Genomic DNA, 17,374 nt, shown 5'->3' on the forward strand with positions numbered 1-17,374 from the left:
CTTCCCATGTCCCGGTGCGGATTCCCCCCACGGGATCCGGCCGGGCGTCTGGTGGGCCAGCGCCTGAATCGCTGGTGAGCAGAACGAGCAAAACTCGGTGTGCTGCTCCGGTGCGGTCTGCCGGGGTACGTACGGACGGGAGGGCCGCTCAAAGCTCCCCGGTGCACGTGCCCCGGCAACGCAGTTCCGGGAACGTCCCCCAAGACATCCCCAGATGCCAGTCACGCCCCCCAAGACGCTTCTGACATCGCAAACTTAGACTCACGAACCCCTTCGTTGGTTACGTTCACATCACTGTGATCTGCGTCTCTTGCATATGTCCTGAATGTACGCAAGAGCCCCCATGCGGTGATCGGGGTCCAAGCGTAAGGATGATGCGCGAGCCTTGTGAAGAGCTTATGTGAGGCTAGTGCTGGACTCTAGAGGGACTTTTGCCTCTTCGTCATGAGAATGACCTGAGCCTCAGGCTGTTGGTCACCACAAAAACGGACGAAAAGGCCATGGCCGCTCCGGCGATCATCGGGTTCAGCAGTCCGGCGGCGGCCAGCGGCAGTGCCGCCACGTTGTACCCGAAGGCCCAGGCGAGGTTGCCCTTGATGGTGGCGAGGGTCCGCCGGGACAGCCGGATCGCTTCCGCGGCCACCCGCAGGTCCCCCCGTACGAGCGTCAGGTCTCCCGCCTCGATTGCCGCGTCCGTCCCCGTGCCCAGGGCGAGCCCCAGGTCGGCCGCGGCCAGCGCGGCGGCGTCGTTGACCCCGTCCCCGACCATCGCGACCGTGCGGCCCTCGGACTGGAGCCGCCGGACGGCGTCGACCTTGTCCTCGGGCAGCACCTCGGCGATCACCTCGTCGATCCCGACGGCGGCGGCCACCGAGCGGGCCACCCGTTCGTTGTCCCCCGTCAGCAGCACCGGCGTGAGCCCGAGGCCCCGCAGCCGGCGTACGGCCTCGGCACTGGTCTCCTTGATCGCGTCGGCGACGGTCAGGACGCCGAGGTGCTCTCCGTCCCGTGTGACCACGACGGCCGTGCGGCCCTCGGCCTCGGCGGCCTCCTTGGCCCCCGCCAGGGCCTCGGGGAGCGGCCCGGAGGCCAGGCGGCCCACCTCGACGTCCCGGCCCTCCACGCGGCCGCGTACGCCCCGCCCGGGCACGTTCTCGAAGCCCTCGACGGCCGGGAGCGCGGCACCCAGGCGCTGCTCGGCGCCCGCGGCGACGGCCCGGGCGATCGGGTGCTCCGAGGCGTGCTCCAGGGCACCCGCGAGCCGCAGGACGTCCTCCTCGTCGGCGCCCTGGGCGACGTACACCTCCTGGAGGGTCATGCGGCCGGTGGTGACCGTGCCGGTCTTGTCCAGCACGACGGTGTCGACGCGGCGCGTGGACTCCAGGACCTCGGGGCCCTTGATGAGGATGCCGAGCTGGGCGCCCCGGCCCGTACCGACCAGCAGGGCGGTCGGGGTGGCCAGGCCCAGCGCGCACGGACAGGCGATGATCAGCACGGCGACGGCCGCGGTGAACGCGGCGGACGTGTCGCCGGTGGCGCCGAGCCAGCCGCCGAAGGTGCCGGCGGCGATGAGGAGCACCACCGGCACGAACACGGCGGAGACCCGGTCGGCCAGCCGCTGCACCTCCGCCTTGCCGTTCTGCGCGTCCTCGACCAGCCGCGCCGTGCGGGCCAGCTGCGTGTCCGCGCCGACACGGGTCGCCTCGACGACGATCCGGCCGCCGGCGTTCACGGTCGCGCCGGTCACCGGCGACCCCACGGTCACGTCCACCGGCACGGACTCGCCGGTCAGCATGGACGCGTCGACCGCCGAGGAGCCCTCGACGACGGTGCCGTCGGTGGCGACCTTCTCCCCGGGCCGTACGACGAACCGGTCGCCCACGCCCAGCCGGGTCACCGGGACGCGCACCTCGCGCCCTTCCCGCAGCACGGACACGTCCTTCGCGCCCAGCTCCATGAGCGCCCGCAGGGCCGCGCCCGCCCTGCGCTTCGAACGGGCCTCCAGGAAGCGGCCGAGCAGGATGAGCGCGACCACCCCGGCGGCCACTTCGAGGTAGATCGTCGACGAGCCCTCCGTGCGCGAGACGGTCAGCTCGAAGCCGTGCCGCATGCCGGGCATGCCCGCGTGGCCCCGGAACAGCGCCCACAGGGACCAGCCGAACGCGGCGAGCGTGCCGACCGAGACGAGCGTGTCCATGGTGGCCGCGCCGTGCCGGAGGTTCGTCCAGGCGGCGCGGTGGAAGGGCAGTCCGCCCCAGACCACGACGGGCGCTGCGAGGGTGAGTGAGAGCCACTGCCAGTTGTCGAACTGCAGTGCCGGGACCATGGAGAGCAGGACGACGGGCAGGGCGAGGACGGCGGAGACCGTGAACCGCTCCCGCAGGGCGGCGAGCTCGGGGTCGCCGGCCGGCTCCCCGGAGGGCGCCTGCGCGGCAGCCGATGTGTCCGCCTCCGGTGTCTCCTCCGGGGGCGGCGGGGGCTCCTCCGCTGTGTAGCCCGTCTTCACCACGGTGGCGATCAGGTCGGCGACGCCTGTGCCCTCCGGGTACGCGATCTTCGCCTTCTCCGTCGCGTAGTTGACCGTGGCGGTGACGCCGTCCATGCGGTTGAGCTTCTTCTCGACGCGAGCCGCGCACGAGGCGCAGGTCATCCCCCCGATCGTGAGCTCGACCTCCCGGAGGGGCTCACGCGACGGAGCTGTGGGAGCCTCTGCGGTGGTGCCGGTCATGTCCGCTCAGGCCTTGCCCACGAGCTCGTAGCCGGCCTCGTCGACGGCGGCGCGCACGGCGTCCTCGTCGAGCGGGGCGGTGGAGACCACGGTGACCTCGCCGGAGGCGGCCACGGCCTGCACGGAGGTGACGCCGCTGATCTCGGAGATCTCACTGGAGACGGCGCCCTCGCAGTGCCCGCAGGTCATCCCGCTCACCTTGTAGACGGTCGTGACGGTGCCGGCGGTGTCGGTCTGCGCGGTCATGGTGTTGCTCCTCATCGAGACGGGTGATGCTTACGTGACCGCATACTATACCCCTAGGGGGTATGGATTCGGCAAGGGGGCCGAGCAGCGGCTTCCCCGGCGGGGCCGGTTCACGGTTAACGTTCGCCGGGACGGCGATCTTCCGGTGGTTTCCCGGTGGTTCCCGGTGATCCAGTGGTCTTCCGGGCAGAGGGGTGTGGGTGTATGCGCGCGGTGGTCTTCGAGCGCTTCGGCGAGCCGGCCGAGGTGAGGCAGGTCCCGGATCCGGCGCCTTCCGAGCACGGGGTCGTCGTGCGCGTCGAGGCCACGGGGCTGTGCCGCAGCGACTGGCACGGCTGGCAGGGGCACGACCCGGACATCACGCTCCCGCACGTACCGGGCCACGAACTGGCCGGAGTCGTCGAGGCGGCCGGCGGCCGGGTGGACCGCTGGCGGCCCGGTGACCGTGTCACCGTCCCCTTCGTCTGCGCCTGCGGCAGCTGCCCCGCCTGCGCCGCGGGGGACCAGCAGGTGTGCGAGCGGCAGACACAACCGGGGTTCACCCACTGGGGGTCCTTCGCCGAGTACGTGGCCCTGGAGCACGCCGACGTCAACCTGGTGGCCGTTCCGAAGGAGCTGTCGTCCGGTACGGCCGCCGCGCTGGGCTGCCGCTTCGCCACCGCGTTCCGGGCGGTGGTGACCCAGGGCCGCGTCGCGGCGGAGGAGTGGGTGGCCGTGCACGGGTGCGGTGGCGTCGGGCTGTCGGCGGTGATGATCGCGGCGGCCTCGGGTGCCCGGGTGGTGGCCGTCGACGTGTCCGCCGGTGCCCTGGACCTCGCCCGGAAGTTCGGCGCCGCCGAGTGCGTGGACGCCTCCCGGGTCCCGGACACCGCGCAGGCCGTGCGCGACCTCACGGCAGGCGGCGCCCACCTCTCCCTGGACGCCCTCGGCTCACCCGCCACCTGCGTGGCCTCGGTGAACGGTCTGCGCCGCCGGGGCCGTCACGTCCAGGTCGGTCTGCTCCCCTCCCCGACCGGCACCACCCCGGTCCCCATGGCCCGCGTCATCGCCCTCGAACTGGAACTCCTCGGCAGCCACGGCATGGCCGCCCACGCCTACCCGCCGATGCTGGAACTGGTCCGCGCCGGCGTCCTGCGCCCCGACCTGCTGGTCACCTCCACGATCTCCCTGGACGTGGTCCCGTCCGCGCTGGCGGCGGCGGGTACGGCTCCGGGGGCGGGGGTGACGGTCATAGAACCGTGGAGCTGAGAGAGCCGGACTCCGGTCGCCCCCGGTGGACGGCCCACTCCGGGGCGAGGACCGCCATCCGCACGGCGTCGATCCACTCACCGCCCTGCCACAGCGCCTGCCGCTCGACGCCCTCGGCCACGAACCCGGCCTTCTCGTAGGCGCGCCTCGCCCGCGGGTTGTGAGCGAAGACCCACAGCGAGACACGGTGCAGGCCCAGCCGTTCGAAGGCGTACCCGACGGTCAGCCGCACGGCCTCCGTGCCAAGACCGCGGTCGCGCCCCCCGGGGCCGATCAGTGTGCGGAAGGCGCAGTTGCGGTTGTGCCGGTCCCACTCGAACAGCACGACCTCCCCGACGAGTTCGCCGCTCGCCCGGTCCACGACGCCGAGGTCGAGCCGGTCGGCCTGCACGTTGCGGGAGCCGTACCAGGAGCGCAGCCGCTCCTCGCCGAACTCCTCCGCCGGGCTGCCTGTCAGCCGGATCACCTCGGGGTCGGCCAGGACGCGCGTCATCACCGGGACATCGTCCTCGGTGAACGGCCGCAACAGGGCCTTCTCGCCGGTGAGGACGGGCTTGACGGAGAAGTCGACGGGATCGGTCGGTTCGGCGCTCATCCCGGGATTCTCGGCACCGTACGAGCGGGGAGCAACGCGATATCCGTGTCACTCGGTCCTGCGCCCCCGGTTGCCCGGCCGGGAGGCCACCCAGGCCCGCACCGTGTCCGCGTACCAGTACGGCTTCCCGGCCTCCACATGGTCGGGCGGCGGCAGCAGCCCGTGCTTGCGGTAGGAGCGGACGGTGTCGGGCTGCACCCGGATGTGCGCGGCGATCTCCTTGTACGACCAGAGCCGGCGGTCGGTCATGAGCGGCACCTCCTCACGAGTCCTGTGACCGGCCAACGACAGTGAGTGAGTGCCGGGAAGCGGCCGTGAAGAGTCCGTGACCCGCGGGCCGCACACATGCGACAAGCGTGACGTCACGGTGTTCTTTGTGACACGAGTGACACATTGAGAGCCGACTGGAGGGCCCGTCTTCATGGGCGGTGGCGCGGCCCCACCCAGGGGCGCGGGGCTGTATCGATGTGCGGCTCCGCCGCGTGGGCGCGACCAGCCCCACGACCGGCAGACATCGACGAAACCGCACCCCACGGCGCTACAAACCGCACCCTACGGCGCTACAAGCGGAGCGCTCACGCCCCGCAGGACCGCAAGAACGCCCGAGTCCGCTGAGCGATCGGCAGCGGCCGGTCCGGCTCGCACGGATACATGTCCTGCTCCACGATCGCGAACAGGTCCACGTCCAGCTTCTGCGCGGCGGCCAGCACGGGCTCCAGCGCGGGCACTCCGGCGGGCGGTTCGCACATCACGCCCTTGGCCACGGCCGGCCCGAACGGAATCCCGTTCGCCCGCACCTCGGCGAGGATCTCCGGGTCCACCTGCTTGAGGTGCAGGTACCCGATCCGCTCCCCGTACGTCTCGATCAGCTTGACGCTGTCGCCCCCGCAGTACGCGTAGTGCCCCGTGTCCAGGCACAGCGACACGACGGAGGATGCCGTGCCGTCGAGGAAGCGGGCGACGTTCTCCTCGCTGTCGATGTGGGTGTCCGCGTGGGGATGGACGACGATCCTCAGCCCGTACCGCTCCCGCACCTCCCGCCCCAGCCGCTCGGTCAGCTGCGTCAGGTGACGCCACTGCTCGACCGTCAGCGTGCTCGGCTCCAGGACCCGGCCCGTTTTGTCGTCCCGCCAGAAGGAGGGAATCACCACGAGGTGCGACGCGCCCATCGCCTGCGTCAGGGCCGCGATGCCGGAGACGTGCGCCCAGGTCGACTCCCACACGTCCGGACCGTGGTGCAGCCCGGTGAACACGGTGCCCGCCGAGACCTTCAGGCCGCGCCTCGCGGTCTCCTCGGCGAGCACGGCCGGGTCGGTCGGCAGGTAGCCGTACGGGCCCAGCTCGATCCACTCGTAACCGGACGCGGCGACCTCGTCGAGGAAGCGCTGCCACGGGACCTGCTGAGGGTCGTCCGGGAACCACACGCCCCAGGAATCGGGGGCCGATCCGACCCGGATGCGGGACAGTGAGGGCTGCGGTGACAACGACGTCATGGCCGTCAGGGTGCGGGGGTCCGGTGAAGCGTGTCAAGGCATGGTCCGAATGTCTGGACAAAATATTGACAGGGGTCCGGCGGCGGGACTAGACCTTGGGGCACGGGACCGGGCGCTGGGACGCGCTCCGGTCCCGTGCGGCCGAGGCGAAGGGAACTCGATGGCGTACGAGACGGCGTACGACCTGATCACCATGGGGCGGATCGGGGTGGACCTGTACCCGCACCAGACGGGGGTCGCCCTGCCCGAGGTGTCGTCGTTCGGCAAGTTCCTCGGCGGATCGGCGACCAACGTCGCGGTGGCCGCGGCCCGGCTCGGCCGGCGTACGGCGGTCATCACCCGAACCGGTGACGACCCCTTCGGCGAGTACCTGCACCAGGAACTGCGCGGCTTCGGCGTCGACGACCGCTGGGTCACCCCGGTTCAGGGACTGCGGACCCCGATCACCTTCTGCGAGGTGTTCCCGCCGGACGACTTCCCGCTCTACTTCTACCGCCGGCCCAAGGCGCCCGACCTGGAGATCGACGCGCACGAGCTGGACCTCGACGCCATCCGCGACACCCGGATCTTCTGGGTGACCGGCACGGGCCTGAGCGAGGAGCCGAGCCGTACGGCGACGTTCGCCGCCCTCGCGCACCGCGCCAAGTCGTCCGCGACGGTCTTCGACCTCGACTGGCGGCCCGTTCTGTGGAAAGACACAGCCTGGCGCGACCCCGAGGCCGCCCGCCCCTTCTACACCGAGGCCCTGCGGCACACCACGGTCGCCGTCGGCAACATCGACGAGGTGGAGGTCGCGACGGGCGAGCGCGACCCGCACGCGGCCGCCCGTGCCCTCCTCGACGCCGGCGTGGAGCTCGCCGTCGTCAAGCAGGGGCCCAAGGGTGTCCTGGCCGTGCACGCCGACGGCACGACGGCCGAGGTCCCGCCGCTCCCTGTCACCGTCCTCAACGGCCTCGGCGCCGGAGACGCGTTCGGCGGCTCGCTGTGCCACGGGCTGCTCGCCGGCTGGGAGCTGGAGAAGATCATGCGGCACGCCAACGCCGCCGGGGCCATCGTCGCCTCCCGTCTGGAGTGCTCCTCGGCCATGCCCACCGAGGCCGAGGTCGAGGCGGCCGTCACGGCGGGAGCGGTGCGGTGAGCCCGGTCGAGGCAGCCCGCCGTCCACGGCAGGGTGGTGGGCGCTCGGTCCATGGCGGTGGGGCTGTTGTGAGGGCCGCCGCATGAGAACCGAGCCGTACGTCCCCGAGCCGTACGTCCCCGAGCGGGCGGGCCGCGCGGGCATGCCCCGCGGCGGCACCAATACGGTGCGTGCGGGGGACGCTCGGCTCGAAATCCCGGGCTGGGAAAGCGCGTACGACGGGGTCCGCGGGCCCCGTGCGCGTGCCCCACGACGCCCGGGCCCAGATCGCCTCCGGCGCGGGAGGCCGCTTTGCTTTGGCAGGAGCGAAGTGCGAGCGATGACTCCCCGCCCGCTACGGCCCCGCGCCGGAGGTCCCTCGACGTAGCACGGTCCGGCAACCCTACGTGTCGGAACGGTCGCACCGCGGCCCCGAGGTCCGGCAACGGCACCCGGACAGCAGGCGCACCATGGAAACGTGGGCACGACGGAGCCGTACCGCAGGTGCCGGATCCGATCGCGTCCGGCCCACGCGGAGAACACAGAGGGATGCCGATGACCTCAACGACGAGGCTGACGGTCGCGCAGGCACTGGTGCGGTTCCTGGCCGCCCAGTACACGGAGCGGGACGGCGAGCGGCAGCGGCTGATCGGCGCCACCTGGGGCATCTTCGGCCACGGCAACGTCGCCGGACTCGGGCAGGCGCTCGTCGAGTACGCCGACGACATGCCGTACCACCAGGGGCGCAACGAACAGGCCATGGTCCACGCGGCAGTTGGCTACGCGCGTCAGTCGAACCGCCTGTCCACGCACGCCGTCACGACGTCGATCGGGCCGGGCGCGACCAACCTGGTCACCGGCGCCGCGCTCGCCACGATCAACCACCTCCCGGTCCTTCTCCTCCCCGGCGACGTCTTCGCCACCCGTCCGGCCGACCCGGTGCTGCAGCAGCTCGAAGTCCCCTACGCCGGCGACGTGTCCGTCAACGACTGCCTGCGCCCGGTGTCGCGTTACTTCGACCGGGTCACCCGCCCCGAGGCGCTGATCCCGGCCGCGCTCCAGGCGATGCGCGTGCTGACCGACCCGGTCGACACCGGCGCCGTGACACTGGCCCTCCCGCAGGACGTGCAGGCGGAGGGCTTCGACTGGCCGGAGGAGTTCTTCGCCGAACGCACCTGGACCGTGCGCCGCCCGGCCCCTGACACGAGCGAACTGGCCGCCGCGGTCCGGGCGATCCGCGGAGCCCGCCGCCCGCTGCTCATCGCGGGCGGCGGCGTCCACCACAGCCGCGCCGAGGAGGCCCTCGCCGAACTCGCCGAGGCCACCCGCATCCCCGTCGCCTCGACCCAGGCGGGCAAGGGCTCCCTGCGCCACGACCACCCGCAGGACGTGGGCGGCATCGGCCACACCGGCACCGCCACCGCCGACGAACTCGCCCGCACCGCCGACCTGGTGATCGGCGTCGGCACCCGCTACACCGACTTCACCACCGCCTCCGGCACCCTCTTCACCGGCGAGGGCGTGCGCTTCCTCAACCTCAACATCGCGCCCCACGACGCCCACAAGCTCGCCGGGCTCCCGGTCGTCGCCGACGCCCGCGCGGGCCTGGAGGAGCTCACCGTCGCCCTCGAACTGCACGACCACAAGGTCAGCGACGCGTACACCGCCGAGTACACCGAGGACAAGCAGCGCTGGGAGCACCGCGTCGACGCCTGCTACGAGTGCGACGAGCCCGACACCCGGCCCACCCAGCCCCAGGTCCTCGGGCTGCTCGACGAGATCGTCACCGAGCGGGACATCATCATCAACGCGGCCGGCTCCCTCCCCGGCGACCTGCACAGACTGTGGCGGACCCGGTCACGGGACCAGTACCACCTGGAGTACGGCTACTCCTGCATGGGCTACGAGATCCCGGCCGCGATCGGCGTGTGCCTGGCCGCACCCGGGCGCCCGGTGTGGGCGCTCGTCGGCGACGGGACGTACCTGTTGATGCCGACCGAGATGGTGACGGCCGTGCAGGAGAACGTGCCGATCAAGGTGCTGATCGTCCAGAACCACGGGTACGCCTCCATCGGCGGCCTCTCCGAGACGGTCGGCGGCGAGCGGTTCGGCACCGCCTACCGCTACCCGTCCCACGACGGCACGTTCACCGGCCCTCCGCTGCCCGTGGACCTCGCGGCCAACGCGGCGAGCCTGGGCATGCGGGTGCTGCGGGCCAAGACGGTCCGCGACCTGCGCACCGCCCTCGCCGAGGCGCGGGACGCCGACACTCCCACATGTGTCTACGTCGAGACCCAAACGGCAGACACAGTGTCGGGCGCACCACCGGCCCAGGCCTGGTGGGATGTCCCCGTGGCCGAGACCGCGACCCGACCGGCGGCGGTCAAGGCCCGCGAGCTGTACGAACGGCACGTGTCGACCCGGCGCCGCCATCTGTGAAGGAGCACTCGGCCATGACGAGGATCGTCAACCACTGGATCGGCGGCAAGACCGTCGAGGGCACGTCGGGCACGTACGGCCCGGTCACGGACCCGGCGACGGGCACGGTGACCACCAAGGTCGCGTTCGCGTCGGTGGACGAGGTGGACGCGGCGGTGGCGGCGGCCAAGGAGGCGTACGCGACCTGGCGCCACTCCTCACTGGCCCAGCGCACCTCCATCCTCTTCAAGTTCCGCGCCCTGCTCGACGCCCACCGCGACGAGATCGCCGAGCTCATCACCGCCGAGCACGGCAAGGTCCACTCGGACGCGCTCGGCGAGGTCGCGCGCGGCCTGGAGATCGTCGACCTGGCGTGCGGCATCAGCGTGCAGCTGAAGGGCGAGCTGTCCACCCAGGTGGCGAGCCGCGTGGACGTCTCGTCCATCCGTCAGCCGCTGGGCGTGGTGGCGGGCATCACGCCGTTCAACTTCCCGGCCATGGTGCCGATGTGGATGTTCCCGCTGGCCATCGCGTGCGGCAACACGTTCGTGCTGAAGCCGAGCGAGAAGGACCCCTCGGCGTCGGTCCGCCTCGCCGAACTGCTGGCCGAGGCGGGCCTCCCCGACGGCGTGTTCAACATCGTCCACGGCGACAAGGTGGCGGTGGACCGCCTCCTGGAGCACCCGGACGTCAAGGCGGTCTCCTTCGTCGGCTCGACCCCGATCGCCCGCTACATCCACACCACGGCCTCCGCGAACGGCAAGCGGGTGCAGGCACTTGGAGGCGCCAAGAACCACATGCTGGTCCTCCCGGACGCCGACCTGGACGCGGCGGCGGACGCGGCCGTCTCGGCCGCCTACGGCTCGGCGGGCGAGCGCTGCATGGCCATCTCGGCGGTCGTCGCGGTCGGTTCGATCGGCGACGAACTGGTGGAGAAGATCCGCGAGCGCGCCGAGAAGATCAAGATCGGCCCCGGCAACGACCCGGCCTCCGAGATGGGCCCGCTCATCACCGCCGCCCACCGCGACAAGGTGGCGTCGTACGTGACGGGCGCGGCGGCGGAGGGCGCCGAGGTGGTCCTCGACGGCACGGGCTACACGGTGGACGGTTTCGAGGACGGCCACTGGATCGGCATCTCCCTCCTCGACAAGGTGCCGACGGACGCCAGGGCCTACACCGACGAGATCTTCGGCCCCGTGCTGTGCGTCCTGCGCGTGGACACCTACGAGGAGGGCGTCGACCTCATCAACGCCTCGCCCTTCGGCAACGGCACCGCGGTCTTCACCCGCGACGGCGGGGCGGCCCGCCGCTTCCAGCTGGAGGTCGAGGCCGGCATGGTCGGCGTGAACGTCCCGATCCCGGTCCCCGTCGGCTACCACTCCTTCGGCGGCTGGAAGGACTCCCTCTTCGGCGACCACCACATCTACGGCAACGACGGCACGCACTTCTACACCCGCGGCAAGGTCGTCACCACCCGCTGGCCCGACCCGGCAGACGCCCCGGCCGGCGTCGACCTGGGCTTCCCGCGCAACCACTGAGGGGTGTGGGGGCGGGATTTACCTCACCCCCGCCGCCCCTACCCGTCCCATCCCCGGGGCGCCGCCCCGGACCCCGCTCCTCAAACGCCGGAGGGGCTGAATTGCCCGGCCGGGGCTGATTTTTCTGCGGCCGAGGCTGGGTTTCAGGGCCGCGGGGAACTGCGCGGTCTTTTAAGGGCCGCGGGGAACTGCGCGGTCTTTTAAGGGGCGCGGGGAACTGCGCGGTCTTTCAAGGGGCGCGGGGAACTGCGCGACCAGCCACACCCAACCCGCAGCCATCCCAACCACCCCAACCACCCCAACTACCCCAACCACCCCCCACCCGGGGGCATGGGGGCGGAGCCCCCGGAGGATGGGACGGGTAGGGGCGGCGGGGGCGAAAAACCCTGCCCACAACCCCCCACCCCCATACCGCACCCGCAGTACACGACAACGCCCCCATACCTCCCTGGGAGGTAGACCACTTCCGCCCGGGGTCTGCCCCGGGCACAGACGGGCACCCTTACCGTTGACGCATGGATCTTCGACTGCCCGCATTGCGAGGCCCGAGGCGCTGGGCGGCGACGGCGGCGGCCGCCGCCGTCGCCGTGCTCGCCGGCACCGGCGTGTGGACGGCCGCCGCCTCGGACGACGCCCCCCAGGTACACAGGGCCGACAGAGTCATGGCCATGGGCGGCGGCGTGAGGATCGACACGTCGTACTTCACCGCGGGCGAGGGCCGCCGCCCCGCCGTCCTGCTGTCCCACGGCTTCGGCGGCAGCAAGAACGACGTACGGCAGCAGGCGGAGGACCTCGCCCGCGACGGGTACGCCGTCATGACCTGGTCGGCGCGCAGCTTCGGCGAATCGACCGGAAAGATCGGGCTCAACGACCCGAAGGGCGAGGTCGCCGACGTCTCCCGGCTCATCGACTGGCTGGCGAAGCGGCCCGAGGTCGAGCTCGACAAGACCGGCGACCCGCGCGTGGGCATCGCCGGCCCCTCCTACGGCGGCGCGGTCTCCCTGCTGACCGCCGGGTACGACGACCGCGTCGACGCGATCGCCCCGGCCATCACGTACTGGAACCTGGCGGACGCCCTGTTCCCGAACGGTGTCTTCAAGAAGCTGTGGGCCGGCATCTTCGTCAACACCGGCGGCGGCTGCGAGAGGTTCGAGGCCCAGCTCTGCGCGATGTACGACCGGGTCGCCGAGTCGGGGAAGCCCGACGCCCAGGCGGTGAAGCTGCTCCAGGAGCGCAGCCCCAGCGCCGTCGGCGACCGCATCAAGGTCCCCACGCTGCTGCTGCAGGGCCAGACCGACTCCCTCTTCCCGCTCGGCCAGGCGGACGCCGCGGCCAAGGCGATCCGCGCCAACGGCGCCCCCGTGGACGTCGACTGGATCGCGGGCGGGCACGACGGCGGTGACATGGAAACCGACCGGGTGCAGGCCCGGGTCGAGGCGTGGTTCGACCGGTATCTGAAGGACGAGCCGGGAGCCGACACCGGCCCCGCCTTCCGCGTCTCGCGCGCGGCCGGCCAGGCCGACAACGACGGCACCGTGCAGCTGACCGGCGCGAGCGCGGACACCTACCCCGGCCTGGCGGGCGCGATGCGTCCCGTCGCCCTGGCAGGCCGCGAGCAGACCATCGACAACCCCGCCGGAGCCAGCCCGCCCGCCATCTCGGCCCTGCCCGGCCTCGGCGACTCCGGCGGCCTGTCCCAGCTGTCCTCGCTGGGCGTCGGCGTGGCCCTCGACTTCCCCGGTCAGTTCGCCGCCTTCGACTCCAAGCCCTTCGCGGACGACCTGCAGATCACCGGCTCGCCGTCCGTGACGGTCCACGTGAAGTCGACCAGCGACGACGCCGTGCTCTTCGCGAAGGTCTACGACGTCGGCCCCGGCGGCAGCCAGCCGCTGCTGCCCTCGCAGCTGGTCACGCCCGTCCGGGTGGAGGGCGCCAAGGCCGGCAAGGACGTGAGGATCACGCTGCCGGCGATCGACCACGAGGTGGACGACGGCCACCGGCTGCGCCTGGTCCTCGCCTCGACGGACCTCGCCTACGCCTCCCCGGCCACCCCGGCGACGTACACGGTCTCCGTGAAGGGCGACCTGAGCGTGCCGGCACCCCTGGGCGAGGACACCGCGTCGGCGCGGCTGCCCGCATGGGTCTGGTGGCTGCCGCTCGCCGGAGCGGCGACGGCGCTCGCGCTGCTGCTGACGGGCCGCCGCAGGACCGCGACCTCCGCGCCCGACCCGGAGCTGGCCGACGTCCCGCTGCAGATCACCGGCCTGAGCAAGCGGTACGCGAAGTCGGCGGACCGGTACGCGGTCAAGGACCTGTCCTTCCGGGTGGAGAAGGGCCAGGTGCTGGGCCTCCTCGGTCCCAACGGCGCGGGCAAGACGACGACCCTGCGCATGCTGATGGGCCTGATCAAGCCGGACGGCGGTGAGATCCGCGTCTTCGGCCACGCGATCAGGCCGGGCTCGCCGGTGCTGTCCCGCGTCGGTTCCTTCGTCGAGGGCGCGGGCTTCCTGCCGCACCTCTCCGGCCGGGAGAACCTGGAGCTGTACTGGAAGGCCACGGGCCGTCCGCCCGAGGACGCCCACCTGGACGAGGCCCTTCAGATCGCGGGCCTCGGCGACGCCCTCGCCCGCGCGGTCCGCACCTACTCCCAGGGCATGCGCCAGCGCCTCGCCATCGCCCAGGCGATGCTCGGCCTGCCCGACCTGCTGATCCTGGACGAGCCGACCAACGGTCTCGACCCGCCACAGATCCGTGAGATGCGCGAGGTCGTCATCCGCTACGCGGCAGCCGGCCGTACGGTCATCGTCTCCAGCCACCTGCTGGCCGAGGTCGAGCAGTCCTGCACGCATCTGGTGGTCATGGACAAGGGCCGGCTGGTCCAGTCGGGCCCCGTCGGCGACATCATCGGCGGCGGCGACACCCTGCTCGTCGGCCTGGCCTCCGACATCGCCGACGCGGTGGTGGAGAAGGTGGCGGACCTGCCGGACGTGGAGTCGGCGGTGCGGACGGAGGGCGGACTGCTCGTACGGCTGGCGCCGTCGGCGGCACCGGTGGCTTCCGGTCCGGGGGGCTCCGGCGCCCCGTCGGGGGCGCGGGGCGCGACATCGAGCGGCTCCGCCGCGGGCACGGTGACGGTCTCCGCGGGCGAACCGGGCGGCGTGCCCCAGCGCAGCGCCTCGCTCCTCGCCGAACTCGTACGACTGGAAGTCCCCGTCGCCTCTCTCGGCCCCCACCGCCGCCTGGAGGACGCCTTCCTCACCCTGATCGGAGGTTCCGGATGAGCACGCTCGCCCAGCCGCGCGAGGTGGCCACCGGCTACCGGGCGGGCCGGACCCTGCCGTTGCGCGTCGAGCTCGTACGGCAGCTGAAGCGGCGGCGCACGCTGGTCATGCTCGGCATCCTGGCCGCCCTGCCGGTCATCCTGCTCGTGGCCTTCCAGGTCGGCGGCCAACCCGGCCAGGGCAACAACAGGGTGAACCTGATGGACACGGCCACGGCGTCCGGGGCCAACTTCGCCGCGGTGAACCTGTTCGCCTCCGCCGGGTTCCTCCTGGTGATCCCGGTGGCGCTGTTCTGCGGGGACACGGTCGCCTCGGAGGCGAACTGGTCGTCGCTGCGCTATTTGCTCGCGGCGCCCGTGCCCCGCGCCCGCCTGCTGTGGTCCAAGCTCGTCGTCGGGCTCACCCTCAGCCTGGCCGCGCTCGTGCTGCTGCCGGTCATCGCGCTGGCCGTCGGCACCGTGGCCTACGGGTGGGGCCCGCTGCAGCTCCCCGTGGGCGGCACGATGCCGAGCGGTACGGCCGCGCAGCGCCTGCTGATCGTCGTGGCGTACATCTTCGTGTCCCAACTGGTCACCGCCGCGCTGGCGTTCTGGCTCTCCACCCGCACCGACGCGCCGCTGGGCGCGGTCGGCGGCGCGGTGGGCCTGACCATCATCGGCAGCGTCCTGGACGAGGTGACCGCCCTCGGCGACTGGCGTCACTTCGTGCCCGCGCACTGGCAGTACGCGTGGCTGGACGCCGTGCAGCCGCAGTTGCAGTGGAACGACATGATCCAGGGCGTGGCCGTCTCGATAACGTACGCCCTCGTGCTGTTCGCCCTGGCCTTCCGCGGTTTCGCCCGGAAGGACGTCGTCTCCTAGGTCAACGGAGGATCACCCACCGGTCTCGACGGGCCGCCGCCGTGGCTGCTTCGCAATCCATCCGCAACCGACCGTGCCGCACGTTCGGGCCCCCTCCCACGTCACAGTCACAGACGTCGACGTCAACGGACCAAGGGGGCACGGATGACGGAGCGGTACCGAACACGGCGCCTGAGCGCCACGCTGCTGGCGCTCACCGCGGCGGGCGGCCTGCTGCTCGCGGGGTGCACCGCGGGCGAGGGAGGCACCGGCTACTCGTCGGAGGACTCGGGCGCGAACAAGAGCCGCGGCCACGCGCCGGCCCCGGCCTACAGCCAGGGCCCGGGAGAACAGCGCGGCAGCGAGGACGGGAGCCAGGACACCGGCTCCCGCGACATCGCCCCGTCCCCGGACTACCTCTCCACGTTCGCGCTCGACGTCGACACCGCCTCGTACGGCTACGCGCGCCGCACCCTCACCGAGGGCGGCAGGCCGGACCCGTCGACGATCCGCCCCGAGGAGTTCGTCAACAGCTTCCGCCAGGACTACGAGCGCCCCGACGGCAACGGCTTCTCCGTGACCGTCGACGGCGCCCGCACGGCCGACGAGGACTGGTCCCTCGTCCGGGTCGGCCTCGCCACCCGGCCGAAGGAGGACGAGGACGAACGCCCGCCCGCCGCGCTCACGTTCGTCGTCGACGTCTCCGGCTCCATGGCCGAACCGGGCCGCCTCGACCTGGTCCGTGACGCCCTCGACGTGATGACGCAGCGGCTGCGCGACGACGACTCGGTCGCGATCGTGACGTTCAGCGACGACGCCGAGACCGTGCTGCCGATGACCCGCCTCGGCGGGAACCGCGACCGGGTCCACGACGCCGTCGACGAACTGGAGCCCACCGACTCCACCAACCTCGGCGCGGGCGTCGAGACCGGCTACGCCACGGCCGTGGAGGGCCTGCGCGAGGGCGCAACCAACCGGGTCGTCCTCCTCTCCGACGCGCTCGCCAACACCGGCGACACCGACGCCGACACGATCCTCGAACGCATCTCCGGCTCCCGCCGCGAGCACGGCATCACGCTCTTCGGCGTCGGCGTGGGCAGCGACTACGGCGACGCCCTGATGGAGCGCCTGGCCGACAAGGGCGACGGCCACACGACGTACGTCTCCACCACGTCCGAGGCCCGCACCCTCTTCTGCGAGGAACTCCCCCGCACCATCGACCTCACGGCCCGTGACGCCAAGGCGCAGGTGGCCTTCGACCCGGAGACGGTCTCCGAGTTCCGCCTCATCGGCTACGACAACCGCGAGGTCGCCGACGAGGACTTCCGCGACGACCGCGTGGACGGCGGCGAGGTCGGTCCCGGTCACACCGTCACCGCCCTCTACGCCGTCCGCACCCGGCCCGGCGCCTCGGGTCACCTGGCGACGGCGACCGTCCGCTGGCTCGACCCGGACACCCGTACCCCGCACGAGGAGTCGGGCGACCTGGAGGCCCGGTCCGTCCACGACGACCTGTGGACCGCACCCGACGGCCTCCAGGTGGCCGCCGTCGCCGCGTACTTCGCCGACGCCCTCCGCGGCGGCGACGACCGCTGGCCAGACCTCCCGGGCCGGCCGTCACTGCGGCACCTGTCCGAGCGCGCCGAGGACTTGGCGAGGAACCGGGAGGACAAGGACCTGTACGGCCTCGCGGAGGCGATCGAGGTGGCGGACCGGGGCGCACCGATGCGGAAGCCCGGGCTGGACTGAGCCCGGCCGCGGCGGGTTCAGCCCCGGCCCCGGTGATCATCATTTGGGAAGAATGAGGGAACCCATTGAATTTCCCCTACGCACCGGTAAGTTGACTCCCCGGTAAGCAACGCGGGTACGGA

At 72.2% G+C, this 17,374-nt stretch carries 12 protein-coding genes and 1 pseudogene; 8 read left to right on the forward strand and 5 right to left on the reverse strand.

The genetic code is table 11. The features are described 5' to 3' along the window. Positions 1–442: 442 nt before the first annotated feature. Together ACZ49J_RS00825 and ACZ49J_RS00830 are read right to left on the reverse strand one after the other, a co-directional pair. Positions 443–2,728: a heavy metal translocating P-type ATPase gene (locus ACZ49J_RS00825; RefSeq protein ID WP_467454699.1), complete on the reverse strand. Its 2,286-nt coding sequence runs from the start codon at positions 2,726–2,728 to the stop codon at positions 443–445. Between the two features lie 6 nt (positions 2,729–2,734). Then, positions 2,735–2,974: a heavy-metal-associated domain-containing protein gene (locus ACZ49J_RS00830; protein WP_467454697.1), complete on the reverse strand. Its 240-nt coding sequence runs from the start codon at positions 2,972–2,974 to the stop codon at positions 2,735–2,737. Between the two features lie 204 nt (positions 2,975–3,178). On the opposite strand from ACZ49J_RS00830, the gene ACZ49J_RS00835 reads away from it, so the two are divergent. Further along, positions 3,179–4,222: a zinc-dependent alcohol dehydrogenase family protein gene (locus ACZ49J_RS00835; protein ID WP_467454696.1), complete on the forward strand. Its 1,044-nt coding sequence runs from the start codon at positions 3,179–3,181 to the stop codon at positions 4,220–4,222. Here the strand turns inward: ACZ49J_RS00835 and ACZ49J_RS00840 are convergent. The 3 genes from ACZ49J_RS00840 to ACZ49J_RS00850 form a co-directional block, all read right to left on the reverse strand. Then, on the reverse strand, positions 4,203–4,817 hold the full coding sequence (locus ACZ49J_RS00840) for a GNAT family N-acetyltransferase (protein ID WP_467454694.1): 615 nt from the start codon (positions 4,815–4,817) through the stop codon (positions 4,203–4,205). The two genes, ACZ49J_RS00835 and ACZ49J_RS00840, sit on opposite strands and share 20 nt — an antisense overlap. A gap of 48 nt (positions 4,818–4,865) precedes the next feature. After that, complete coding sequence (locus ACZ49J_RS00845) at positions 4,866–5,066, reverse strand: helix-turn-helix transcriptional regulator (protein WP_467454692.1); 201 nt, start codon at positions 5,064–5,066, stop codon at positions 4,866–4,868. Positions 5,067–5,392: 326 nt separating this feature from the next. Continuing rightward, the gene (locus ACZ49J_RS00850; RefSeq protein ID WP_467454691.1) at positions 5,393–6,310 is read right to left on the reverse strand and encodes a sugar phosphate isomerase/epimerase family protein; all 918 of its coding nucleotides are present in this window, start codon (positions 6,308–6,310) and stop codon (positions 5,393–5,395) included. Positions 6,311–6,470: 160 nt separating this feature from the next. Between ACZ49J_RS00850 and iolC the strand changes: the two genes are divergently transcribed. The 7 genes and pseudogenes from iolC (at position 6,471) to ACZ49J_RS00885 (ending at position 17,252) form a co-directional block, all read left to right on the forward strand. Next, on the forward strand, positions 6,471–7,448 hold the full coding sequence (gene iolC, locus ACZ49J_RS00855) for a 5-dehydro-2-deoxygluconokinase (protein WP_467454689.1): 978 nt from the start codon (positions 6,471–6,473) through the stop codon (positions 7,446–7,448). Positions 7,449–7,590: 142 nt separating this feature from the next. Further along, a pseudogene (locus ACZ49J_RS00860) lies at positions 7,591–7,768 on the forward strand (5-deoxy-glucuronate isomerase); the annotation flags it as partial. Between the two features lie 214 nt (positions 7,769–7,982). Further along, a complete protein-coding gene (iolD, locus tag ACZ49J_RS00865; RefSeq protein WP_467454688.1) occupies positions 7,983–9,866 on the forward strand; it encodes a 3D-(3,5/4)-trihydroxycyclohexane-1,2-dione acylhydrolase (decyclizing) in 1,884 nt (627 codons plus the stop codon). 14 nt (positions 9,867–9,880) lie between these two features. Next, complete coding sequence (gene mmsA, locus ACZ49J_RS00870) at positions 9,881–11,383, forward strand: CoA-acylating methylmalonate-semialdehyde dehydrogenase (RefSeq protein ID WP_467454687.1); 1,503 nt, start codon at positions 9,881–9,883, stop codon at positions 11,381–11,383. A gap of 515 nt (positions 11,384–11,898) precedes the next feature. Then, complete coding sequence (locus ACZ49J_RS00875) at positions 11,899–14,664, forward strand: alpha/beta fold hydrolase (protein ID WP_467454686.1); 2,766 nt, start codon at positions 11,899–11,901, stop codon at positions 14,662–14,664. Beyond that, positions 14,661–15,524 (forward strand): ABC transporter permease, encoded by an 864-nt coding sequence (locus ACZ49J_RS00880; RefSeq protein WP_467454685.1) that lies wholly within the window; start codon positions 14,661–14,663, stop codon positions 15,522–15,524. Before ACZ49J_RS00875 ends, ACZ49J_RS00880 begins: the two co-directional genes overlap by 4 nt. Before the next feature lie 144 nt (positions 15,525–15,668). Then, positions 15,669–17,252 (forward strand): vWA domain-containing protein, encoded by a 1,584-nt coding sequence (locus tag ACZ49J_RS00885; protein WP_467454684.1) that lies wholly within the window; start codon positions 15,669–15,671, stop codon positions 17,250–17,252. Positions 17,253–17,374: the final 122 nt, after the last annotated feature.

It is taken from the genome of Streptomyces sp. NPDC030840 (assembly GCF_055572015.1).